Source organism: Peribacillus simplex (assembly GCF_900156045.1).
Classification (GTDB): domain Bacteria; phylum Bacillota; class Bacilli; order Bacillales; family DSM-1321; genus Peribacillus; species Peribacillus simplex_D.
In genome coordinates this window covers 174735-200340 of sequence record NZ_FTMX01000004.1, presented here as the reverse complement: position 1 = coordinate 200340, position 25606 = coordinate 174735, and the positions used below count along the sequence as shown (strand labels likewise).

General features: G+C 38.5%; 20 protein-coding genes. 4 read left to right on the top strand and 16 right to left on the bottom strand.

Translation table 11 applies throughout. The features are described 5' to 3' along the window. Window positions 1-66: 66 nt before the first annotated feature. Window positions 67-1623 (bottom strand): BCCT family transporter, encoded by a 1557-nt coding sequence (locus BW986_RS15255; RefSeq protein WP_076368729.1) that lies wholly within the window; start codon window positions 1621-1623, stop codon window positions 67-69. A gap of 145 nt (window positions 1624-1768) precedes the next feature. Next, window positions 1769-2803 carry an aromatic ring-hydroxylating oxygenase subunit alpha gene (locus tag BW986_RS15250; protein WP_076368728.1) on the bottom strand — a complete coding sequence of 345 codons (1035 nt, stop codon included), beginning with the start codon at window positions 2801-2803 and terminating at the stop codon, window positions 1769-1771. 307 nt (window positions 2804-3110) lie between these two features. On the opposite strand from BW986_RS15250, the gene BW986_RS15245 reads away from it, so the two are divergent. Next, window positions 3111-4541 carry a sigma-54 interaction domain-containing protein gene (locus BW986_RS15245; protein WP_081395642.1) on the top strand — a complete coding sequence of 477 codons (1431 nt, stop codon included), beginning with the start codon at window positions 3111-3113 and terminating at the stop codon, window positions 4539-4541. A 673-nt stretch (window positions 4542-5214) separates the two neighbouring features. Here the strand turns inward: BW986_RS15245 and BW986_RS15230 are convergent. After that, window positions 5215-5964, bottom strand: a complete 750-nt coding sequence (locus BW986_RS15230) for a TerC family protein (RefSeq protein ID WP_076368725.1) — start codon at window positions 5962-5964, stop codon at window positions 5215-5217. Between the two features lie 419 nt (window positions 5965-6383). Here BW986_RS15230 and BW986_RS15225 point away from each other — a divergent pair, with 419 nt between their 5' ends. Further along, window positions 6384-6563, top strand: coding sequence for an H-type small acid-soluble spore protein (locus BW986_RS15225; RefSeq protein WP_076368724.1), 180 nt, complete (start codon window positions 6384-6386; stop codon window positions 6561-6563). A gap of 265 nt (window positions 6564-6828) precedes the next feature. Here the strand turns inward: BW986_RS15225 and BW986_RS15220 are convergent, their stop codons facing one another. Next, window positions 6829-7599 (bottom strand): GH25 family lysozyme, encoded by a 771-nt coding sequence (locus tag BW986_RS15220; RefSeq protein ID WP_076368723.1) that lies wholly within the window; start codon window positions 7597-7599, stop codon window positions 6829-6831. Between the two features lie 457 nt (window positions 7600-8056). Here BW986_RS15220 and abc-f point away from each other — a divergent pair, with 457 nt between their 5' ends. Together abc-f and BW986_RS15210 are read left to right on the top strand one after the other, a co-directional pair. Further along, window positions 8057-9694: a ribosomal protection-like ABC-F family protein gene (gene abc-f, locus BW986_RS15215; RefSeq protein ID WP_076368722.1), complete on the top strand. Its 1638-nt coding sequence runs from the start codon at window positions 8057-8059 to the stop codon at window positions 9692-9694. 420 nt (window positions 9695-10114) lie between these two features. Continuing rightward, the gene (locus BW986_RS15210; protein WP_076368721.1) at window positions 10115-10948 is read left to right on the top strand and encodes a DUF2935 domain-containing protein; all 834 of its coding nucleotides are present in this window, start codon (window positions 10115-10117) and stop codon (window positions 10946-10948) included. Window positions 10949-11279: 331 nt separating this feature from the next. Here BW986_RS15210 and BW986_RS15205 read toward each other — a convergent pair whose 3' ends face one another. The 12 genes from BW986_RS15205 to BW986_RS15150 all read right to left on the bottom strand — a co-directional run bounded on the left by BW986_RS15205 (window position 11280) and on the right by BW986_RS15150 (window position 25606). Beyond that, window positions 11280-11813: an NAD(P)H-dependent oxidoreductase gene (locus tag BW986_RS15205; protein ID WP_076368720.1), complete on the bottom strand. Its 534-nt coding sequence runs from the start codon at window positions 11811-11813 to the stop codon at window positions 11280-11282. Window positions 11814-12008: 195 nt separating this feature from the next. Further along, window positions 12009-13220, bottom strand: coding sequence for an NAD(P)/FAD-dependent oxidoreductase (locus tag BW986_RS15200; protein ID WP_076368719.1), 1212 nt, complete (start codon window positions 13218-13220; stop codon window positions 12009-12011). After that, on the bottom strand, window positions 13217-13552 hold the full coding sequence (locus tag BW986_RS15195) for a (2Fe-2S)-binding protein (protein ID WP_076368718.1): 336 nt from the start codon (window positions 13550-13552) through the stop codon (window positions 13217-13219). The genes BW986_RS15200 and BW986_RS15195 overlap by 4 nt, the downstream gene beginning before the upstream one ends. Beyond that, a complete protein-coding gene (locus BW986_RS15190; RefSeq protein ID WP_076368717.1) occupies window positions 13549-13821 on the bottom strand; it encodes a (2Fe-2S)-binding protein in 273 nt (90 codons plus the stop codon). Before BW986_RS15190 ends, BW986_RS15195 begins: the two co-directional genes overlap by 4 nt. Before the next feature lie 303 nt (window positions 13822-14124). Next, window positions 14125-14913: an aspartate/glutamate racemase family protein gene (locus BW986_RS15185; protein ID WP_076368716.1), complete on the bottom strand. Its 789-nt coding sequence runs from the start codon at window positions 14911-14913 to the stop codon at window positions 14125-14127. Window positions 14914-14987: 74 nt separating this feature from the next. Then, entirely contained in the window at window positions 14988-15905 is a 918-nt protein-coding gene (gene dapA / locus BW986_RS15180; RefSeq protein WP_076368715.1) for a 4-hydroxy-tetrahydrodipicolinate synthase, read from the bottom strand. A gap of 58 nt (window positions 15906-15963) precedes the next feature. Next, on the bottom strand, window positions 15964-17157 hold the full coding sequence (locus BW986_RS15175) for an NAD(P)/FAD-dependent oxidoreductase (protein WP_076368714.1): 1194 nt from the start codon (window positions 17155-17157) through the stop codon (window positions 15964-15966). Between the two features lie 35 nt (window positions 17158-17192). Continuing rightward, on the bottom strand, window positions 17193-18713 hold the full coding sequence (locus BW986_RS15170; RefSeq protein WP_076368713.1) for an aldehyde dehydrogenase family protein: 1521 nt from the start codon (window positions 18711-18713) through the stop codon (window positions 17193-17195). 362 nt (window positions 18714-19075) lie between these two features. Further along, window positions 19076-20560 (bottom strand): alanine/glycine:cation symporter family protein, encoded by a 1485-nt coding sequence (locus tag BW986_RS15165; protein ID WP_076368712.1) that lies wholly within the window; start codon window positions 20558-20560, stop codon window positions 19076-19078. Between the two features lie 859 nt (window positions 20561-21419). Beyond that, window positions 21420-22760, bottom strand: a complete 1341-nt coding sequence (locus BW986_RS15160; RefSeq protein ID WP_076368711.1) for an aspartate aminotransferase family protein — start codon at window positions 22758-22760, stop codon at window positions 21420-21422. 41 nt (window positions 22761-22801) lie between these two features. Continuing rightward, entirely contained in the window at window positions 22802-24259 is a 1458-nt protein-coding gene (locus BW986_RS15155) for a CoA-acylating methylmalonate-semialdehyde dehydrogenase (RefSeq protein WP_076368710.1), read from the bottom strand. A 597-nt stretch (window positions 24260-24856) separates the two neighbouring features. Continuing rightward, window positions 24857-25606: an SDR family NAD(P)-dependent oxidoreductase gene (locus BW986_RS15150; protein ID WP_076368709.1), complete on the bottom strand. Its 750-nt coding sequence runs from the start codon at window positions 25604-25606 to the stop codon at window positions 24857-24859.

Below are 25606 nucleotides of genomic sequence, written 5' to 3'. Positions count from 1 at the left end.
CTATTTTCTTTAGCTGGTGCCTGTTTTTTATCCCATATACTGTATCCTCCTAGTTTGAATGATACTTTAAGATGTTAGCTTTGTAGGTTCTTCATTGATAGTGTTTTCTATACTGCTGCCTCCTGCCTGATCCTCTTTTATCCATTTAATGAGCGATATCGAAGCCATCGCCATTATTAAGATGAGTGGAACGGAAGTAATGACTACTACTGATTGAAGAGCATGCAGTCCTCCACCGAACATCATTGAAAACGCTACAAGCTCTATCACCAACGCCCAAAATATTTTGTGCCATCCAGCTGGCTCTTGATCTAATGACAACTTTTTTGATGCTGCGCTTGCTAATGTGAAAGATGAAGAGTCCAGTGTAGCAGAAAGAAAAATAAGGGTGATAATCATAATGGCAAACAAGGCTATACTGCCGCCGGGAAGCCCCTGGTAAATGGCAGCAATGGCAGCTTCCCCACCCTTTTTCTCTAAAATGTCAATGACAGGAACAAGTTTATTAAGTTCAAAGTAAAGACCTGTATTACCCATGATGGAAAACGCCGCCCAACACCCTACTGTTCCTCCAATACATTCAGCAAAAATGACTTGCCTTATCGTTCTTCCTTTCGAGATTTTCGCTACAAATATGCCCATATAAGGAGCACAAGCAAACCACCAGGCCCAGTAAAATATCGTCCAAGCTTCCGGGAAGCCAGAATTGGCAACAGAGTCGGTATAGAAACTCATACGAAAGAAATTCTGCAACAAAATTCCAACGCTATCCGTAAATCTGGATATTATAAACAAAGTTGGACCAGCTAAAAGAACGAATGCAGAAAGTGCCAAAAAAAGGTACGTATTGATGTTAGCTAATCTTTTCAGGCCCTTTTTCAGACCAAAATACGTGCTAACACAGAATATCAATGTCAAGGCCACTATTAGCGTCATATCTAACATAAAGCTTCGAGGTATATTAAATAATTCAGAAATACCCTCAGAAATCATTGGAAGTCCCAAGCCTAGTGCAGCCCCTATTCCTCCAACCAGTCCAACCATGAAAAAAACGTCAATCGCTTTACCTAACCAGCTATTTGCTCCCTTTTTGAGAACACCTTCACACGCTGAACTCAATTTCACACTCGGATTTTTCCTCACATATAAGTTATAGGCAATCGGCAAAGCAGGTAGACAATATAGTACCCATGCGCTAAAACCCCAATGAAATAATCCATAAGTAGATGCCCAATCTGCCGCCGCCGCAGATTTTGGTTCTGCCCCAAAAGGCGGAGCCGTGTAATAATACGCCCATTCAATCGCGCTCCAGTACGTGATGCTTGCACCAATTCCCGCGGTAAATAACATGGCTAACCAACTGAATGTCGAAAATTCCGGCTTGGTATCAGGCGCACCAAATTTTATCCTTCCATATTTACTAAATGCCAGCCAAATCAAGAAACCTAAAGCCGCCACCACAGCCCATAAATATAATGAACTCAAACTCTCGGCAATTAAATGATGAATATCTCCGAGGATTGCAGTCCCTTTTTTAGGATTTAATAGTACAGGAATTGATAAAGCAGCAAGAATAGCTAGAGCCGGCCAAAAGATTGCTTTATCAACATTTGATTGTTTCATAATAAAAGAACCCCTCTTTCATTGCTTTTTGATAGTATGATAACTTACACTTTCAGCTCCAGCTTTTATATCATTCACCTAACGAACGACCAACATATAAAGCGCTTTCATTCCATCAAACCATAGGTCATTTATAGCTTACAGACTAGCTTTGCATCGCCTTTGTGACTAATTGATGAAAATGTTTCAAGCCATGCTCGGTCGGAGAATATACTCCTCTTCCACAAGCCCTGGAATGTAATCCACTTTGTAATAACTCAACTAATTCGAAGTCTTCTTCCCGCACTTGATCTACAAATTTAATTAAATCTTCCTCGTCTGCAGTCAAGTTCTCATCAGCAAAATAATAACGATAAATGGCCAATGAACTTTTTTCATCAACCGGGATGATATGGCTCGTCGTCATATTCCCAGTACCTGGGTATATACTTATCATGGTATTCGGCCAAACCCAGTAAAAACGTGCACCAGGGCCTTCTTCTTCATCACTAGCTGTTGTACACTGATAGGAAAAATTATCACAAGGAGTAATACTATATTTAGTTAAATCGAAGGCCTTCGAGAAGCTAGGATGTGCAATTTGACAATGATCACATTCCAAATAATTGTCAATGATTGATTTCCAATTAGCTTGAACAATTCGACGGTTTTCCCTGACCTTTTTTAAAGAACTAAGAAATGTATATTCATTTATGTTATTTAAAAAAGATTGATAATCTGTTTCGAATGCAGGTGCATCCTGATTTAGATTTACAAATATCATCGACTGATGCACTTCTAAACGAATGGGAGTCATGCAGCTAGGTTTTTCTATATCATTTGTTTTGAAATTTGGAGTCCTGTTCACCTTACCATCTAAATGGAATGTCCATCCATGATAAATACACTGGAGAATTTTTTTATTGCCCTGTTCTGTCCGCTCGACTATCGCACCACGGTGAGGGCAAATATTATAAAAAGCATGCAACTCTTCGTCCTTGCCCCGTGTTACAATAATCGGCTCCCCAACCAAATCAAATGTAAAGAAGTCTCCAACCTTTTCTACCTGGCTTGTATGCCCAACCATGATCCAATTTTTATAGAAAATTTTTTCCCTTTCCTCCTTCATGACTTCAGGATCCACATACTTATTATAAGGTAGTGTATAGTCCAGCCTTTTCATTTCTTCTTTTGTCGACATAATGGCAGTTCCTCCTTTTAATTATCCTTAAAAATAAAGACTTGCTCTGAATAAGGATACAGGTATCACTTTTAAACCTCCTCTGCCGATTGGCATCATATTTCCTTATTTCTGCAGCAAGCTTTACTTAACTCTTATGCAAGGATAATGCCATTTCGGCGACCCCTATTATTACCGATATTTTACTATTTCCCCCTTCTTTAATGTATAAATATGATTTATAATTGACTCAATTTAACCACAATAGACTCATCCTAGTTATTATAGACTCACCTAACACTTAAAAGGAGATGAAGGGAGCAAACTCATGCAAAACTTAATGAATAATGAAGGAAAAATTGAAATGAGTACGGAGATATTGAAAAAAATTTTAGATCATTCACCTAATGAGATATATGTTCTTAACAAAGATGCCTGCATTATTTATGCAAATAAAGCGTATGAAAGGCATTATGGAAAGCAGTTAAACGAAATAGTCGGAAAACATAATAATGAAATTTTCTCCAAAGGATATTGGAAACCCAGTATTTTACCCTTTGTTTTGAAAGAAAAGAAATCGGTTACAATCAAGCAAGTTTCATATATTGGAAAGGAAATGATTACAACAGCTATCCCTTTACTTAACGATGAACAGGAAATTGAACTTATTATTACAACAGCACAAGAACCAAACTATAAAGGGTTATACATTCCGGACGAACAAGAACCAGAAAAACTAAGTGAAAAGAATTCTTTAAAAGAAAGCGTAATTACGAACAACGAACAGATGAACAATGTAATGGAGGTCTGCGATAAGATTTCCATGGTTGATGCGACCATTTTGATTCAAGGGGAGTCTGGCACTGGGAAAGGAGTGTTGGCTAAATACATTCATAATAGAGGACTTCGAAAGAACTCGCCTTTCTTATCCATTAACTGTGCTACCATACCGGAACAATTAATAGAATCAGAACTTTTCGGATACACCGATGGTTCTTTTACCGGGGCAAATAAAGGCGGAAAAAAAGGACTACTTGAAATGGCAAACGGCGGTACTGTATTTTTGGATGAAATAGGGGAAATCCCGTTTAATATTCAGGCTAAGCTTTTACAGGTTATTCAAGACCTTGAATTTCTTCCTGTCGGGGGCAGAGAACTAAAGAAAGTGGACATTCGTATTATTTCCGCTACCAATCGAGACTTATTTGAAATGGTGCAGAAAAAAAGATTTAGAGAAGATTTATATTATCGACTTAATGTAGTTAATTTACAAATACCGCCATTAAGGGAAAGAAAAGAAGATATCATTCCGCTATCTTACCATTTTCTTTCAGTATTCAATAAAAAGTATCAAGTTAATCGGATTATATCGAAGGAAGTCCTCGATATTTTTTATGACTATCCATGGTCCGGAAATATAAGACAATTAGAGAATTTAATAGAAAGCTTAGTTGTAACGAGTGATGCTATCATTCAAGTATCCGATTTACCGATAATGCTACAGCAAAAAAATGCTCAAGAAACCCCAAGTCAAGAAACGCCACATGGTCAAAACAGCACCATCCAGAACAAATCAAGTCAAATGCTACAAGATGATTCATTAGATGTAGCAATAGAAGAACTTGAAAGAAACCTGATTGTTAACTCATATACAAAACTCAGGAGTACAAGGAAGGTCGCTCATCAATTATCCATTAGCCAATCAAAAGCATCACGGTTAGTGCGGAAATACTGTAAAGATTTAGACCTTTATAATTGATTCTTTTAGGCTGTTTTCGCATACTTTGTTGCTATTTACCAAGTAATGCGGTGTGGTTGATTTCCCCTCCAGATGCTCGCTTTCCGCGAGGCGGGCGGTGAGCCTCCTCGGCGTGAACGCCTGTGGGATCTCACCTGTCCCGCTGCTCCCGCAGGAGTCTCGCACTTCCGCTTCAATCAACCTAAAATCGTTTCGTTACAAAAACAACAATCTTTACGAAAAGAGCCTTCTTTTAAAAATATATCCTTAATGTAACTGGGCTCATTCATTTGGATTTCGGCGGTGCCATAAGGAAGGAAAGTAGATCCTAGCCGATCAGAACTGGTCATCGGGGTGGATATAAAAACAATGCTGTGCCCTTTCTTACATTTCGGCAGTGCTGCCTCTGGTTTTTTGAACGCTGCCCATAAATCTTCTAGTATCCTCATCATCGCATAGTGCACAGTACACAGATTTTAGCAGTGAATAAATCAACTCCTGCTTAGAAAAGCGAGTCCATTGTATACCCGCAGGCGTAAAGGAGCCGAGGAGGCTTCCGGAACGCCGCGGAAAGCAAATGCCTGGAAGCAAAAAAAGACCGAAATTGGAAGTCGGTCTAAAAATCCTATTTAGAAACATAAGGTTTACAAAAATTAACACTAAGGTATTTCCACTCTTTTTTATTCTGATAACATTAGTCATTTTGCCTATCATTTTTCACTGTTTTTCCAGATAAAAACCATCCGCCTATAGCAATAAGAAGCATGACTGACCAAAAGATAATATTCCAAATCGGTCCTTCAACAAAATCGTGTGGGATAATGTGCACGGCTGGATGAGCAAGGGTATGCATTAATAACTTAACCCCTACCCAACCAACGATTAACATGGCTGCCGTTTCGAGGCTAGGTCGTTCCGTCAGTATCTTAACAAAGTATCCTGCTGCAAACCGGATGACAATTAAACCTGCAATTGCTCCTAATAAAATTACAATGAACTTTGCCCCATCCATACCTCCTATATCACCCATTGGTGTATCTGGCAAGGCAATGACAAGAGCGACTGCAGCTAAAATGGAATCGATAGCAAAAGCAATATCAGCCAATGCAATTTGCGCAACGGTCATGCGATAGCTTTTCCCTTTTCCCTCTTTCTCCCCGTGATCTTTTTTTAGTAAATGCTTTAATGAGATGAAAATCAAATATGCAGCACCAATTGCTTGAACTTGCCAAACATGGAAAAGGTACGAAATAATAAAGATTGCACCAATCCTAAATATAAAAGCTAAAAGCAACCCAATATTAATCGCTTTTTTTTGCTGTTCTTTTGGTAAATGCTTTGACATAATGGCTAAAACCAATGCATTATCGGCAGATAATAATCCTTCTAAAAAAATTAGAATAATTAATACCCAGCCATATTCCAATAATAACGATAATTCCATGATACCCCCCTTAAAACATGTATAGAATGCTTATGGACTTCAAACCAAACAACACTTTCTCCTCCAATATTGTCCCATCTTAACTACTTCCTTATTCAACCCTTCCGTCCCATAAACTCCATTTGAGTAGGAGGTACGAAGCACTCCCCTATTTGAAAGGAAGGCATCCGTTAGCTCTATAACATATTCTTTTTTGTTTAGACTTAGCCCATTGAGAAAAACTGACTCCAGTCTGCATTTTTTCAAAATTCATCACGCCAAGATTCATTTTACAATATTTTCAAGATTAAGAATAACACGGAAGGTTAAACATCATCTAGCCTTATATGAATTAGTTGCAACATTATTCCCTGAATAAACGAATAAAATTAAGCCTTTCCCCAAATAATAGGTAGACTAATTAGCAGGGAGGGATATATGTGGATGTTAAGCGTGTAAAACAGATACTTTCTTCTTCATCCGACATTGAGGTGAGATATAATGGCACCTCAGTATGGATTGATAATTTAAATGAAGATGGAAGAACGGCTACCGTACATTTAAGAGGACCATTAGAGGAAAGATCAGAAGTAGCAATTGACGAACTTAAAGAAATATAAGGAATATATTAGAAAATAAGTCCTATCGTAATGAGATGAGTCGAGTTTATCTACAGTATTTTAAGGGTTTGTACAATTTGAACGTTGATTTACTCTCCAGGCACTCGCTTTCCGCGGGCGGTACGGGAGCCTCCTCGGCGCCTTTGCGCCTGCGGGGTCTCCCCTGAACGCGCTTTTCCCGAAGGAGTCTCGCACCTTCCGTTCCAATCTACTCTGTTTTAAATTATACAAACTGAGCTCCTCTCGTAATGAGAAGAGCCTTTATTTATTTCAACCTTAATTTTTGACCGATATAAATTTTGTCGGGGTCTTTAATTCCGTTAAGACTAACAAGGGATTTTACAGTTGTGTTATGTTTTTTTGCAATGAAGCTAAGTGTGTCGCCCTTTGTTACAGTATAAGTTGTCGTTGTTTCGGTTTTCAATGCACGGGAGTTGTGCTTCCTAAAAGTATTTATTGTATTTGTAAAATCCCTATAGGCTATATTCAAATCCACCTTTGTACTGATGCCCCTTATTTTACCCGAATCAGAATGCTGCCAAATATCTGCGCTACGTCCCAACGCGCTGTTGTATCTGGCAATCCACAATGCGTAATTCGTCAACCTTGATTCATCCAAACTATTTTCGAGAAAGTATTTACCAGTATACAGCATGGCCGTATATCCAGCTTCTTCAATAGACTCTAAAAAAGCTAATGCTGCATCGGTCAGCGTTTTTTTCTTTGCCCTTTTTTTATTTTCCTCAAGATCAAGAACAACAGGGTAATTTAAAGCAAAAGTGCTGATTGAATCTAAAAAATAAGCTGCCTCAGCCTTTGCTTCTGCAACAGTTGCAAACTTTGCATAGTGATAGGCCCCGACTTTCAATCCAGCTGCCAATGCTTGTGGTGCATTTTCTTTGAAATAGGATAACTTAGAATAACTCGTTCCCTCTGTTGCTTTAATGAACACGAAGTTCACGTCTGCCTTTGCAACTTCCCCCCAATTAATGGCACCTTGCCAATGTGAAACATCGATTCCCTTTATATATTCCATATTAATGTCCTCCTTAAGGAAACAACCCTATGGCGGTAAATGTTTTATGATTTTAACATACCCCTAATAAACACATCATATATAGGACTAATGCAGTCCTATTGCCCACCTTATAATAAGATATTTGATGGAGTTTAAACAATAATAAATCTTTAAAATTGGACTGAAAGCAAAGTATTATGCTGTTTCCTTTTGTTTTCAAAGATCAATTTATGCTATACTGATTTTATTAATATCAGAAGGGATGATGGGTGGCCGATGATTAACTAATCTTATTTTTAAAATTTGAAATCACATATTTCAAATCATACGAAATAGGATTAGTCTGCCCATTTTCTATAAATTACAGAGCTATACTCAAATAGCTCTTATTTGACAATGCACAGGTACGGCTAATCCTTCCATATGAATTGGGAGGATTTTTTTTATCCTCCCATTAAGGAGAGGGATGAATTATATGAAAGAATTATTAAAATTAACTAATATTAGCTATGAAGTAATGGACGTAAACATTTTTGAAAATGTAAATGCCAGTGTTCAACAAGGGGAAATCATCGGTATCATTGGCAAAAACGGTGCCGGTAAATCTACGATGTTGCAATTAATTAACCATGATTTAGAGCCTGTACGTGGACAATTCCAATGGCTGCAGCAAGACTTGAAAGTTTTTATGGTTGAACAAGAAGTCGTGTCGCATCCTTCCGAAGATAAGACCCCTTCCGAAGTTAAATTACTTGATAAAATGCATGTACCAGGCCATGAATTCCAGCAATTAAGCGGGGGAGAAAAACTGAAAGCCCGACTTGCAAAAGGACTTTCTATGGATGCAGACCTTTTACTATTAGATGAACCGACGAACCATCTTGATGAGGACAGCTTAGAATTCCTCAAGGGACAAATAAAAAATTATAGAGGTACCATCATTTTTGTTTCGCATGATCGTTATTTTTTGGATGCTGTTGCAACGAAAATTTGGTCGATTGAAGATAAAAAGCTAATTGAACACAGAGGGAATTATTCTAGTTATATGGAGGTTCGCAAACAAAAAAGACTTACACAACAACGGGAATTTGAAAAACAGCAAAAAATGGTTGAACGGATTGAGGGACAAATGAATGAAATCACTTCTTGGTCAAAAAAAGCCCATTCCCAATCGACGAAAAAGGAAGGAGTTAAGGAATACTATCGCGTAAAAGCAAAACGAATGGATGCACAGGTAAAATCTAAACAAAAGCGTCTTGAAAAAGAGCTAGAAAAAGCAAAAGCTGAACCTGTTGAATCCGAATATACTGTACGCTTTTCAATTAAAGCAAAAAATAAGACGGGAAAACGTTTTTTGGAAGTTAAGAATTTGACTAAGGGTTTTAACGAGCGAACACTATTTAAAAACGTCAATTTCACGATTCAGCATGGTGAGAAGGTTTCCATAATAGGTCCCAATGGCAGCGGAAAGACGACATTACTAAAAATAATTCTTGGTCATGAAACTTTTACGGGCAATGTTTGGATTTCACCATCTGCAAAAATTGGCTATTTGACGCAAGAGGTGTTTGATTTGCCACTTGAACTAACACCCTCCCAGCTATTTCATAAAGAATCTTTCGAGTCGAGAGGTAACGTTCAAACTTTAATGAAGCATTTAGGCTTCACGGCATCTCAATGGACAGAACCCATTAAGAATATGAGTATGGGTGAACGAGTGAAGTGTAAGTTAATGGAATATATCCTGGAAGAAAAAGATGTGCTTATTTTGGATGAGCCGACAAATCACCTGGACTTAGCTTCACGGGAACAACTTGAAGATACCTTAGCACAGTATACTGGAACGCTAATCGTCGTTTCGCATGATCGATATTTTCTCGAAAAAACGACAAGCAGCAAACTCATCATTTCAAATCATCACATACAAAAACAATTGTATGAATCATCCTCCCAAAGAGATGATCTGGAAGAACTACGATTAACACTTGAAACAGAAAGACAAGAAGTTTTGGGAAAGCTTAGCTTTATGACTCCAAACGATAAAGCGTACACAGAACTCGACCAGAAGTTTAACGAGCTTACGAAAAAAATAAATGAACTTAGTGACAAATGACGATCAATAGTAACCTAATGATACTGCTGGATTAAAATGTGAGATCCCTTAGGCAAAAGTCTAAGGGTTTTTAAACAAAGCGGCTGCCGAAATTTTTTCTAGAAAATACATGGTATTCGATTCCCCCTTTGAATCTTTAATGTTACTTGCTTTTGGTGCCATCCTAGGTTCAACATCCATTTTCCTTTCTCGCTAAAATGCAAATAATCACATATACGGCAAGAACATGGATGAATGGCATTCCCCTTCAAGAAATTACAATAAGAACTCATCATAAAAACGCCAACAAGCACCGATTGGTTTGAGGTGCTAAAAGGATATAGTAATTAATTTTATCTATATTCAAATTGAGCAGAATACTAATGTCCCTTTGTTAATAAGATTCAATGATGGTTTTGTTTTATAAAGGGGGCTTTAGATATGAATGAGGACATACAGGAAGCTATGAGGAATAAATCAGGAATGTTTGTTGCACGCTCTTTAGATGAGATTCGTTTTTGGTCAAGAATAATGAAGGAACACTCGTTATTTTTAAGACTAGGTTTTAGATGTGAAGATACACAGCTAATTGAGGAGGCAAATCAGTTTTATCATTTATTTGAACGGATAGAACAGCAATCCCATTCATTAACAAATCAAACTGATCCAGAACAGATTAGGAGATTTAACTCGGAAGTGCAACAAGCCGCTACAGGAATATTTTTATTCAAAAGGAAGGTATTGGGGTTGATACTCACCTGTAAATTGCCTGGTGCAAACAATTTCCCACTTTTAGTCGACCATACAAGCAGGGAAGCCAATTATTTCAGAAAACGATTAAAAGAATTAAATGAGGGCAAATTGAAACCACTTGCAGATGCCATCATCAAAGAAAATGTTTTCTTTTTAAGGATCATGGCGGATCATGCAAAATTCATCGGACATCTTCTTGATCCCTCGGAAAGAAAGCTGGTGGATATGGCGCGAGGATTTAGCAATGATTTTGATCAATTAGTCTTTCAAGCTGTGGACTTAGAGTCCATGAAACCGCAATCTCAAACCGCTCCTCTTTTGGATCAATTTCTAGATCAGAACCGAGTTTCCGTCGTATCACTTCGAGACTTTAAGAAAACCGCCAGAGATTTAATCGAAGAATGCAAAATCAAGAGCATTATCCATCCTTTATTGGCAGATCACGTTTTCCGTGAAGCTGAACGTTTTCTTGAAATCATCGATATGTTTGAATCCCACCTTACAGGTGAAACATATACTTAATTGAGATGAAGGATATAAAAAAATAATGGTTTTAAAAAACTTGCTATGATGGATTAATAAATTCAAATAAAAATTGGCCCCTCTCGATTATGAGAAGGGCTTTTATATGTAAAAAGTCAAGACTGGGAGTTAACCAATTGTATCCATTAACCTTAAATTCATCTTTTTTATTGCTGATTGTCATCTTGAAACTGGACTTGGATCTATGTAAAAAAATCTAAACCTGGAAATGAAGTTTCAATTTAGATTAGTTTTGTGTTTTTCGAGCAACATAAAATACCTTAATAATGCTCTAGATTCAATCCCTCACTTATCGCAAATATAATATTTCTTATTGAAAAACATCCTTGGTAAAAATATAATCCACATATGCTTTTGCACTTTCTTTAATCTCTTCGTCATTTGCGGTATATGTTCCATTGAAAATTATTGGAGGTAAAAATTTTGTCCCTATTAAATTACTAGTTGCTTGAAAGGGCTTTAAGAGTTCACTCATAGAATAATTATTACGCCCACCAGCTTGGTACCTTTCTTTTGCACTTCCAGTCGATACTGCTAAAATGAGCTCTTTATTATGTAATTTATTCCCATCCGAACCGTAAGCCCATCCATGTGTGAGTACCTCATCCTGCCATTTTTTAAGAAGTGGCGGAGAGCTATACCAATAAAATGGAAACTGCCAAACAATCCTATCATGTTCTTCACATAGCCTTTGCTCTCTTTCAATATCAATTTTTTCATCCGGATATTGTTTATATAGTTCATGAACAGTTACAGAGGGATGATTCTTCAATTCTCCTATCCATGTTCTATTCACAATCGACTCTTCAATATTTGGATGAGCTACAATGACTAAAACCTTCATTTATATAACCTCCATGCATTGATTTTGAAAAACCCGTAATTTAACCTAACGAAAACCGAATCAGGAATATAATCTTCTGAAAGTCAACTAAGTACGCCCGCATTAGACTTTTTTCTAATACGGGAGTTGAATTTTTTAGCATGGGCACAAGATTGTATTCAGTAAAAAACAACTAACAGTCATGAATATCCGTAATTAGACCAAGATTCTTTTCCCACGCTCTTCATAAAATTTATGATGAAGTTCCGTACGTGCTTCTTGAATTCCTGGTTGGAATTGAATTAGCGCTTTGCGTCGTGTTTCAATAACCTCTGCAATAGCTTCTTTAATCTTTGCATCAGCACGTCCCGCTAGGGCGTTAAGTTCACCTGCAATCGTAAGACCAGCCACTGTTCCTTGAGCCCTTGCCACCTTAGCGCTTTCAACACCTGTAATATTGCCTGCTACATACAAACCGGAAAGGTTCGTCTGCATAAATTCATTGTGTAAGGGAACATGCCCGCCCAGTTCAGGAACATAGCAGAAAGAGCACCCAGCAACAGAGGCAAGTTCAGACATAGGGGTAAGGCCGCCGGCAATACAAACAAAATCAGCTGATACTGTTCTTTCAGTTCCTGGCAACACTTCCCCGCTAGCAGAAACTTCAGCCATTCGAACACCCTCCACTTGATTGTCCCCTAAGATTTCAAGAGCCGCTTTACGCAGCTGAATCGGAATACCCCACATTTTGAATCCATTTTTCGGAAACAAACGCGCACCCAATTTTGGACTTACCCATTTTCCTCCCATCCGTATTAAAGGGGAAGGAGCCAGATGAGACAATCTCAGAAGGGATTCCATCATTTTTTCTGGATTGCCGGCACTTCCAGCCAAAAGTCCTGGCTGCGGAAGTAAAATACTTTCAACATGGACTCCACATAGCTGCAATTCTCTTGCGATGGCAACCGAAAGCACATTCACACCGATGATAATGCCTTTTTCCCCGGGCTTCACACGATGCACATTTCCCATTACCTGGGCTGCTCCAATCGACATTACACCTGGAAGCGTCCACCCTGGAATAGGGATCGGAGTTTCTGATGCACCAGTAGCAAGCAAAAGGCATTTAGACTCGATCATGTCATCAGTGGTATATACACACCAGCTGCTTTCTAATTTTCTTAAATCATACACAGAGATACCGCAGCGGATATCCACGCCCAGCTCAATGGCTTGATTATAAAGTTTTTGGGCTTCTTCGATACCGTTCACCCATTTCCCATCAGGCTCTTCATGCAATTGCCCTAATAAACGACCTCCAGGCTTTAGAAACTCATCAACCACGCATACTTGTAACCCATGTTCTGCAGCTCCAATAGCTGCGCTTAGCCCAGCGGGGCCTGCGCCTACAACAACTACGTCAATCATAATGTACCTCCTTTTAATAAAGAGGCAGGAAGAGCTTTGCCTGATTCAATATGCATCTTGTTTTCTACTGGCGTTAAACAAGCACGAACTGTATTTTTCCCATTCACCCTTACTCGACATTCAAAACAGTGGCCGATATTGCAGTAAATCCCACGTGGCGTTGCTTTGTCTTCATGAAGGCGAAGCGTTCGAATTCCAGATGCGAGCAAGGCAGAGGCAATTGTATCACCTTCGCGAGCCGTATATTGTTGACCATCAAAGTAAATCTTAATTTCTTTTTGATTGTTAAGATCCCCTAGAACAGGATGATGTTCCACTCTCATAGAATTCATTCTTTTTCTCCTCCTAAAACCCCGAATGTAATAGGCCGTACAGGAGGACGGTAGCTAAGTGGCACTTCATTAGAAATAGCTGTTCCTCCCAGCTGTTCTACTAATCGATCAATTACGGTGCGGCAAGTACGCCCTCCACAAGAGCCCATTCCTGCACGTGTTCGCAATTTCACTTCACGTGAGGAACAATGAAACTGTTCAATGGTTTCTTTTATTTCATTCATAGTGATTTCTTCGCATCTACATACTATTGTTTGTTTTTCATTCATTGAATGCACCTCCACTACTTTCAAAATAGCTAGTTTATTTTTTAAGTTTTTTTGAATTGTGTTAGAAACTGCAATTTCTATCAAAGTGTTCTAGTAATTCCTTATAAGGATTCAATTCCTTAGAAGAAAAGACATCAACATTCTTCTTGTATAAAAATAGATGCGCAACCAACTATTTTTACGCAGAAGAGAACGTTAGATGTCTCATACGTACAGTATAGAGCAGCACATCAGAAGATATGTTGAAAAGCTGGGGTGTTTACAGATTTGCATGCTACGTTTATCTTGTTTTATCTTTATGTTTTAGATAAAGCCGTTATATGGTTTTTGGCTGGTCGCAAAATGAGCCCATCTGATCATCGTAATAAAATCAAATACTGGAAGCTTCACTGCTCTTTGAATATCAGCTGCATATGGTGGCAAATCACTGCATTCAAGCAGGATGGCACCAATATCAGGATTTTCATTCACCATTTGTACAGCTGCATCCACTACCTCTTTTCTCACTTTTTCATTATCAAAAGATCCTCTGCTTTCGATAATCGCTGAAAATTCCGGCAGTTTTCCCAAATCCTTTACTACACACATATCCGGATTATCTACCCCGCAGCTTTTGAATAACTCGGGCGTAATTCCATGAGCGTCTGCTGTAAGCATGCCTACTTTCTGGCTCGGCTTCAAGCCTGTTTTGATCCAAGGTACTTGAACAACACTTGAAAGATAAACAGGGATATCAACAGCTGCCGCTACTTTATCTTGAAAATTCCCAAAAAATCCGCATGCTGCACATATGGCGCGTGCTCCCTCTGCTTCAAATTGCTTGGCTGCTTTTATTATGTCATCCAGCAGTGTAGGATCGCCTGCATGGATTCTTTCCTGGTTACAGTTGGGCACTACTTTTAGCTGTACTGGGAAGTCGTAAGTGGAAAGGTTAGCAACGTTTCCCGGTAAAACCGGATACCAGCAGTCATCTAAATAAAGAATGCCAACGGAATAGCCCGCTACATATTGCCCTTTTTTCATGGTGATAATCTGGATTTCCTTTTCCAAATAGCCATATTCCCGTTCATCGTTCAATGATTTGGTGGTCAATGAAGGACCCTCCTTCTAGTTTCAGAGAATACAAATGTGTATTCTCTGAAACTCTTAATCTTATTCTATTCAAATTACGCTTTTGTCAGTGATTTAACCTCATATCCTAACTTGACCAGTTCCTCATTAAGTTTTGCTTTTATCTCGTCAGTAGGCTGTGTTAAAGGCTTTCTCACTTTTCCGCCTTTCAGGCCGATCAAGTCCATGCCTGCTTTTACCGGACCAGGATATGGATTGCCTTCCGCCTCCATTAAGCCATAGATACTTGATAATTTTCGATTCAAATCACGTGCAGCATTTATATCGCTCTTCTCAACGACCAGCTCGTATAGCTCAACCAGTTCCTTAGGAAGCAGGTTGACGAGGATTCCAAAAGCACCCTGTCCTCCAATAGAGAAAGTAGGAAGAATAAAGTGTTCTTCACCGGTAAATACAGTAAAGTTTTCAACATCCTTCGTCAAAGACACAACTTCACATAAGTGACCAAAATCTGCAGACTCTTTGACACTTACAATGTTTTCTTCCTGGCTCAATTCATAAATCATTTCAGGTGAAATGGTAACACCAGTTGCTCCTGGATAATTGTAGATGACGATTCCGACATTTGATTTTGCAGCTATTTCTTTGAAGAATTCAAGAATGCCTTCTTCACTTGTCTTATGATAATACGGAGGCAGAGCCAGCCCCCATTTAGCGCCACATTCTGCAGCATAATTGGCAAGTTCGATTGTCTCCTGGGCCGTTGAGCATCCAACACCTGCCATAACAAGCACTCGTCCTGCAGCATATTCACACCCCGCCTTGATTAAGCTTTTACGTTCCTCTAATGACATAACATGATATTCTCCTGTTGTGCCTCCAACCAGAAGACCATGGACTCCATTTTCTACTTGAAAGTCGATTACTTTCTTATAAGACGGAAAATCTATTGTTTCATCCTCATTGAATGGTGTAATTAATGGTACAAAAATCCCTTTTGGTGCAATACTCATAATTTATTCCTCCTATTATTAACCCTATTATTTTAATTTTTAATTACATTCATAAGTTTCAGCCATTAACAGCTTGTTTTTTCTTATATCTAGAATAATTTAGTTTATCAATATTAAAATCTGTTGGCTCACCCGCAATAAGCTGCGTCACCATTCTTCCTGTAATAGGAGCCATGCTGATGCCGTCCCCCTCATGTCCGCTGGCAATAAAGAACCCTGGGACTTCTTCTACTTCTGATACAATAGGAAGGTGATCTTCAACCCAAGGTCTTACTCCTGCGTAAGCTCTTATACAGTTAATTTCTTTTAAGATAGGCAAGAACCGAATTGCCCTCTCTGCTATTGCGTGCATAACTTCAACTTCAGAACTAACATCATATCCTGTAAAGGCCCGATGCCCTCCCACCAAGAAATTATTGGCATCAGTAGGTTCAATTGTAAAAGCTACATTATGTTTTTCTACTAATTCACTTACATTTCTTTTATACTGAATATCTTCAAATTTGGATAACATGTATCCAAATTCATGAACTTTTTGACTGGCTACTTTGAATGGCGTTTTTTCAGAGATTAATACCATTCCTTTTCTTGGCTTGATCGGTATGTGAATCCCTACCATTTCTGCTATCTTAGGTGACCATACACCGGCACAGTTTACAATCCTTTTTGTTTTAAACGTGCCCCGGTCTGTCACTACACGTTCAACTCGCCCTTTGGTATCCAGTGAAATACTCTGAACAGAATGATAGTCATAAACTTCCAACCCTAACTTTTTTCCTTCTTCAACAAACGCATAACATAATTTATATGGGTTCATGGAAGAATCTACTTCTGTCCAAATCCCACCAGCTAAATCATCAGCCAAATATGGTTCAATTTCCTGCAATTCATGTCTATCAACCATGCGCATATCATAACCATCTTTAGCTTGTTGAGAAACATATCCCCTAGCAATTTCAAGCTCTTTTTCTGTTTCACAAACATATAGACTTCCTCGTGAGGCAAATTCGAAATCCACTGAAAATTCTTTGGCTAATTGTTTGAAGAGTTGAATACTTGCATACCCTATTTCGGTATCAATACCAGGTTTTTTATCACAAATTAATGCAACTGCGTCACATCTACTGGATGTACCCGAGGCAACGCCGCCCTTTTCAATTAATGCAACCTTAAGACCCTTTTTTGTCAGATGATATGCAACGCTAGATCCGATTACACCTGCTCCAATGACAATGACGTCGAAACTTCTCATTTGTAATCCCCTCTAAATAAATAGTTTCCCTACGATTAGTTTCCTTCAAAAAATCCTGATGGTTCTACTTTAAGATTTATGTTAATTTGCTTCGTTTCTAGATACTCGTCAAAACCATATGTTCCCAGATCTCTTCCGATTCCACTTTGCTTGTATCCGCCCCAAGGAGCTTCATTAAATGTTGGATGATACGTATTGATCCAAGTAATCCCTGCACGTAATTGGCGAATCACACGCTGTGCTTTAGCGCCGTCATTTGAGAAAACAGCACCTGCCAATCCAAAGGCAGTACCATTCGCTAATTCAATGGCTTCCTCTTCTGTTTTGAACGTTTGAATCACCAAAACAGGACCAAAAATCTCTTCCTGTACAATTCTCATACTAGGAGTCGTATCGCCAAAGATTGTAGGATTAACAAAATAACCTTTTCCATAATCACCCTCGACAATTCGGTCTCCTCCACAAAGCAAGGTGGCTCCTTCATTTTTTCCAATCTCAATATAATCAAGCACAGTGTTCATATGGGCCTCTGAAACCAGTGGTCCCATTTCAATTCCGTCTATCCATCCTGGACCTACCTTAATCTTATTCGCACGTTTCACTAGTTCAGGCACAAACTTTTCATAGAGGCTTTCTTCCAGTAATAACCTTGAACCTGCCGAACACACTTGGCCTTGATTTGCAAAAATAGCATATAATGCATAATCAACTGCTGTTTCAAAATCTGCATCAGCAAAAACGATGTTAGGAGATTTTCCACCTAATTCTAAACTAATTTTTTTAACGGTATCTGCCGCTGATTTCATTAACTTAATACCTGTATCGGTACCGCCAGTAAAGGAAATTTTATCTACATCAGGATTAGAAACTAACTCGGCTCCAACTTTACTTCCAGCACCCAACACTAAGTTAACGACACCTGGCGGAAATCCTACTTCTTCTATTATTTCAAATAGGCGAATGACAGAAAGTGGTGTCTGTTGTGCTGGTTTGACTACTATTGCACAACCTGCAGCTAGGGCAGCAGCAATTTTTTGATTTGCCATTACTAATGGATAGTTCCACGGAACGATTATTCCTACAACTCCGATTGGCTCACGTACAACCATTGCTTGAATATCATCCGGAACATCATATGTCTGACCATGAGGTTTCGTTGCTAACCCTGCATAATAACGTAATTGGTTTACTGCATCTTCAACATCACCCAATGACTCTCTTAATGTTTTTCCGTTATTCAATGTATCCAAATAAGCAAATTCTGCTTTTCTTTCTTCTAGTTTATTTGAAATTTGCAGAAGGAGTTCTGAACGATGTCTAGCTCTGCTATTCATCCATCCATTTACATAAAATGCCTTTCGCGCAGCTTCAATTGCCTTTTTTGCATCTTCTGTTGATCCCTCAGTAACTGTTCCAATTACCTCTCCATTTGCAGGATTAATGATGTCTCTTGTTTGATTGGCTTCACTTAACACCCACTCACCGTTGATATACATTTTTTGAGTAATATCAGTGTTGACTAAAGCTGATTGAAGTTCATTTATAACTAAATTCATTACACTCACCTCTTCAACGTAATTATGAATTCACTAATTTTAAGTTCATTGAACTTTTAATATGTGATTAATCTAAAGATAAGATATATTACTTTTGTTTCCATTGGACACTGTGTAAAAAATAGCTATTCTCTCATTTGACACATATCGCAACACAACCTCAAATTACACAAAAGTATAATCAGACCACTTTAAACCTAATAAAAAAAAGCAACCATATTCTATTGAGAATTAAGGAATGGTTGCTTAAAGTTGTTACATATTCATCAAGAGAATCTATATCCGCTGCTTTATTACTGAATTTTTAGTTATTCATCAAAGCATTTTAGCTACATACTAGGCATAAGTTAAAGTGTCTTTTTTTAGGAAGACATAGTTTTTTGCTCTTTTTTTTCTGGGGAGTCTATTTCCTGATATTCCTTCTCCCAAAAATCAGCATTTGAAACACCTATCCTTATTGGATCAAATAAAGGATCTTTCCCCTCTTTCTTCTGTCTTTCATAATCTTTTAGAACTTTTATGGCGGGCTTTGTAAGAATTATGAGGGTTATAAGATTTAACCAGGCCATCACCCCGAAACCGAGATCACCCAATGCCCATGCTAGTGTCGATGTATTTATACTACAATAAAAAACAGTGATCAATAGGGCAACCCTTAGAACATGTTTTGGCCAAACTAACTTCACTTTTCGTTTCCGATTAAGAAATGCAAGGTTTGTATCCGCCATATAGAAATAAGTCATGAGAGTAGTAAAAGCAAAGAACAAAATTGCAATGGCAACGAAAGGAGCTCCAAAGCCTGGCATTACAGATTCTACTGCTTTTTGCGTATAGATTGGACCGGGTTCTAGATCCCCTAGATTATTTACCATTGGTGCTCTTCCTTCTGGTGTCACATTATACATACCTGTAACTAGTATCATGAATGCTGTTGCTGAACAAATTACTAATGAATCAATATAGACTGAAAAAGCCTGAACTAACCCTTGTTTTGCCGGATGAGATACCTCTGTAGCAGCAGGATAAAATGTTTCACTGCCAAATCCAGCAGCATTCGCAAAAGCACCTCGCTTTACTCCCCATGTGATAGCTGAACCAATAATTCCACCAAATGCAGCATTTGTCCCAAAGGCGCTCGTAAAAATCAAGGTTACTACATCAGGGATTTGAGCAACATTTTTAATTAATACAATCACGCAAATTAAAATGTAGGCAATGGCCATAAATGGAACAACAATCTCAGCAGTTTTAGCGATACGTTTCACACCACCAAAAATAATGGCTGCTAGTCCAACAACAAATACAATTCCTGTGACTAAAGGTTCTATCCCAAATGCAGTATTCATTGCAGATGAAACAGCGTTCGCTTGAACACCAGGTATCAAAACTGATGAAACAATCATTGTTATCACAGCAAATAAAACTGCCAACCACTTTATTTTTAATCCTTTTTCAATATAGTAAGGTGTCCCACCACGAAACTCTCCATCTAGTTTTCTTTTGTACACTTGTGCAAGGGTTGTTTCAATAAATGCAGTACATGCACCCAAAAATGTCATAAACCACATCCAGAATACGGCACCCGGTCCACCGTAAGCGATTGCTGTAGCTACTCCTGCAATCGTTCCTACCCCTACTCTACTAGATAATGATAAAGCTAATGCTTGAAAAGAAGATACTCCAGCTTCAGAGCTTTTACTTTCAAAAATAAGTTTTATCATATCTTTAACAAGTCGGAACTGGAGAAAACGAGTAGAAATTGAGTAAAACAATCCTAAACCTAAAAAAGTATAGACTAATACTGGACTCCAAACATAGCCATTCAACCAGTCTACTAATGTCCCCATAATGAATACCCCTCTCATCCAGTTGCAGTTTCCCTTCTGATTTCTCATTTTTGCCTTTGTCTTATGAGAGATCATCAGAGTATTATAAAGAGTTTCTTCTTCCAAATACCGGCTTTCTAATGATGTTTCTGTTCTGGCTTATCTAACTTTTGTTCTCTCGGCTTAATGAAGAAGGAAAGCTTTTATTGAAAGGTATTACTCCCTATATTTCCAACATTTAATTTACTCACTTCTCATCCACCATGAAAATATTGCAGTTAATTTATCTCAACAATTTATTATTAAATCTCGTGTTTTGTAATATAGTAGTTACCACAAGATTATGCATTTAAATATTTCATTACTCATCAATTAAATAATAAAATATTAATAATTTTGAAATAATTTACCCCATACATTTATCAATAGCCCCTAAACAAAGAAAAACCGCCATAATATATGTCACTTATCTCCATAGAAAAACCTCTTTTATTTTAATTCCATTTTCTTATATTTTTGACAACAATTCCGGGCATAGAGCACTAATAGAGTTTATATTGTTGAGTTGATGTCACCTTAAGACTTATTTCATTAGTCGTTTTGATACTTTCAATCTTTAATTACACTTTCACACTACGGTCCATTTAGTCCAAAAGTGGCTGAAGCTGGCCTACCAGTATATGTTTGACTATCAAAGTTCTCCCCCTACCCTCAAATTCCTTATTGTTTAGAAATAAAAAAGATGGGGCAAGCCCCACCTTTTTATAAAAATTTGATTTAAAAGGCTTTTAATCTACTTCAATTCTGTTTCTTACACAACATTAAAATAAGATATTTTTTATCAAAGTCTGTTAGTTAAAATTGATTTATGACAAAGTTACTACAATTGAAATATGCTTTCCTTTAATGTCTTAACAATAAAAGTAAAATCCTCTTCTGTAATACTTAATGGAGGAGATAGTTGCAAAACGTTATCATAACCTGCAACGGTGTCACCATTTCTACCAATAATAAGACCCTTTTCTTTACAAAAGTTAATCACTTTGTTCACCTTTTTAATCCCAACTGGTTCCTTTGTTTGCTTATCTACGACTAGTTCTATACCTAAAAGAAGACCTTTTCCGCGAACATCTCCTACGTTTGGATGCTCTTTTACATCTTCCAGCTCACGTAACAGCCGTTCACCCAACTCTCTGGAACGTTCAATGAGCTTTTCGTCTTCCATAATCTCTAAATTCTTCAAAGCTAGAGCGCAAGCAGCAGGATTTCCTCCAAATGTATTGACATGGCGGAACCGGTCATAATCTTCACTACCTGTGAAAGCCTCATAAATTTCTCTTCTGACTGCTGTAGCAGACAAAGGAAGATAAGCACTTGTAAGCCCCTTTGCCATTGTAATAATATCTGGTTGGACTCCATAGTTCATAAACCCAAACGGTTTCCCTGTCCGGCCAAATCCACATATTACTTCATCACAAATAAGTAACGCACCGTGCTTCCCACAAATTTCTTTCACCTTTTCCATATATCCATCAGGAGGCATCAAAATCCCGCCCCCCGTAATGATCGGTTCCATAATCACACCAGCTACCGTCTGGCTTAACTCCCATGTCATAACACGATCAATTTCATCAGCACTCGAAAGGGTATGAACATCATCGGGATTTCGGTATGTATCAGGCGGTGCTACATGTAAAAAGCCTTGCCCTAATGGCTCATATTTGTACTTACGTAGTGCTTGACCTGTTGCTGCGAGAGCCCCCATTGAATTACCGTGGTAAGCACGATAGCGTGAGATAAATTTATAGCGTCCATTATCCCCTTTTTGTTGGTGATACTGACGAGCGATTTTAAATGCAGTTTCATTCGCTTCCGATCCACTATTAGAAAAGAAAATAACGTAATCATCACCAAGCCATTCATTCAACTTTTTGGCCAATTTAATGGCTGGGACATGACTTTGCGTTAAAGGGAAATATGGCATTTCTTCAAGCTGTTCAAAGGCGGCTTTCGCAAGCTCTTTTCTACCGTATCCAACATTCACACACCAAAGACCTGACATTCCGTCCAAATAACGTTTTCCATCAATATCAGTCACCCATGCACCTTCTGCTTTTGTAATAATTAAATTTGATGGATTTACAGTTGCACCTCTCATTGCATGCCATAAGTACTTTTCATCTGTTGCTTGTAAACTCTTCGTAAGCTCTGTTGTTTTCACAATAATCAACCCCCATATACGACTGAATCTATATTTATTTTTTAATATCGGGCAGTAAGCATCTTTTTACGAGTATAGAAGTTTACCCCATCTTTTCCATTTGCATGAAGATCACCGTAGAAGGATTTCTTGTAACCTGAAAATGGGAAGAAAGCCATGGGAGCAGGGACTCCAAGATTAACACCAAGCATGCCAGCATCTATTTCTTCACGGAATTCACGAATCGCTTTCGCACTGTCTGTATATAGACATGCACCATTTGCGAATTCAGACTTGTTTGTAAGTTCAATTGCTTCTTCCAAACTTTCCACTCGTACAACCGATAATACAGGAGCAAAAATTTCATCCTGCCAGATTTTCATTTTAGGCTGCACATGATCAAAGATTGTCGGTCCAACAAAGTAGCCTTGCTCATCTACTGCATCATTTCTTCCATCTCGGATTAAGGAAGCGCCTTCAGCTTCGCCACTTTCTATATAACTAATGGTGCGATCTTTATGTGAATCACGGATAACTGGCCCAAGGAATACACCTTCATCCATCCCGTTTCCTATTTTGATTTCATCAGCTGCTTTTTTAAGCCGATTGATTAATTCTTCTGCTACGTCTCCAACTGCAACAACGACGGCAGCAGCCATACAGCGTTCACCTGCAGATCCAAAGGCAGCACCTGTAATATTGGTTACGGCATTGTCCAAATCTGCATCTGGCATGACAATCGAATGATTTTTTGCTCCAGCAAGAGCTTGAACACGTTTGCCATTAGCTGCTGCTGTTTTGTATATATACTCAGCCACAGGTTGAGAGCCCACAAAAGATACAGCCTTTACATCCTCATTGTCTAGAATGCCATTAACAACGTCATGTGCACCATGGACAATATTTAATACGCCATCTGGAAGACCTGCTTCTTTAAAAAGTTCAGCTAAACGGTTAGCCAGCAAAGGTGTTCTTTCTGATGGCTTTAATACAAACGTGTTTCCGCATGCAATGGCCAGCGGGTACATCCAGCACGGAACCATCATAGGGAAATTAAAAGGAGTAATACCACCAATAACTCCAATTGGATAACGATACATGCCTGACTCGACACCTGTTGCAATATCAGGAAGTTGTTCCCCCATCATTAAAGTTGGCACACTTGCCGCAAATTCTACACACTCAATCCCTCTTTGAACTTCTCCATAAGCTTCGTTATAGCTTTTTCCATTTTCTAATGTAACAATCTTGGCCAGCTCTTCCCAGTTTTCAATCAACAGTTGCTGATAGCGGAATAAAATGCGTGCCCGTCGAGGTACAGCCACTTTTCTCCATTTTTTAAAGGCTTCCTTTGCAGCCACAACCGCTTGGTCTAAATCTTCACGAGTAGAAATTGGTATACGAGCAATGATTTCTCCAGTTGCTGGGTTTGGAACCTCCTCAATTTGCGCACTTGCAGATTCTACCCATTCTCCGCCGATATAGTTCTTTAGTATTTGAACTTCCTTTGTTAATTCCACTTTAAATCCCCCTATATGTAAAAGTTTAGCCATCCTTAGAGCTTATTATATTAGCTCTCTAAATCCACACCATTAGACAAGATGTAAAATATTCTGCAACTTTTTTCTGCACATGAAAATAAATTATTTACAAGTTGTCCTGTATAAAAAAAAGAAACCCGTATTATGGGTTTCAAGACTGAAGACAAATTCGAGGAAATCGAGTTGCCTTCAGTTAATTTCTTTGAAAAACGTTCAGTTGTCTTCAGAAACACTTCCATTTCGCCGACTGTCTGCCAATCCTCCTCACCGCAAGCTTCTAACGATGTTCGGTGGCAAATCTCTTAAATCAATAAGGGTTTCAAAAGTCAGTAAAAAACCATTATGTATAACCTAGTCTTGTTTTAAAATCATGATTTGAGAGACCATCCGAACTCCATTTGTCGATAAATTGAGTAACCTGTTTTAAGGGTTTCAGTACAAATTTTATAATATAGAAATATAAAGAAGAATATATTAACTCAGAGACATATTCATAAACACATTACACCTTTGGATTGACAACACTCTCATAGTCCGAACTTGCCTTGAATTTGCATATAGCTTCTAATCACATAATTATTTCACTGAGTAACCTCCATCTACGAAAATATGAGTCCCAGTGATGAAGGAAGATTCGTCTGAGGCCAGAAAAACAGCTGGACCTACAATATCTCCAGTCTCACCAACCCGGTTAAGCATGGTTAGACTACTTTCACGTTCCATTACCCCTTGATCTGCGAGCCGTGCCCCGGTCAAATTGGTCCGAATAGTTCCTGGTGCAATGGCGTTCACTCGGATTTTCATCCCTCCAAGATCAGATGCCATATGACGTGTCATAGCAGCAACCGCTCCTTTGGAAGCACCATATTCTACAGTATTTGGTTCTGCAAGGATAGAAGTAGTAGAAGAGATATGTATAATAGCGCCACCTCCTTGAGTAGACATAACACGAGCAGCTTCTTGGCTGCAAAGAAATACTCCTTTAGCATTAACTTGCATAACACGGTCGTAATCTTCTTCGGTTAATTCAAGAAAAGGTTTCCGTATCGTAATTCCTGCGTTTGCCACGAGAATATCTAACTTGCCAAATTTTTGAACTGTTTGTTCTACGCAATTTTTCACATCGACTTGGCTGCCAACATTGATGTATGTGGCAAGCCACATATCCTCTGACGCTCCTGATTCTTGAGCTGCTCTTTGCGCTGATTCTATATTTATATCTGCAAAAACAACCTGTGCGCCTTCTTTAAGGTATCTTTGTGCAATCGCAGCTCCCATACCAGATCCTGCACCCGTCACTAACGCCACTTTATCTTTAAGTCTCAA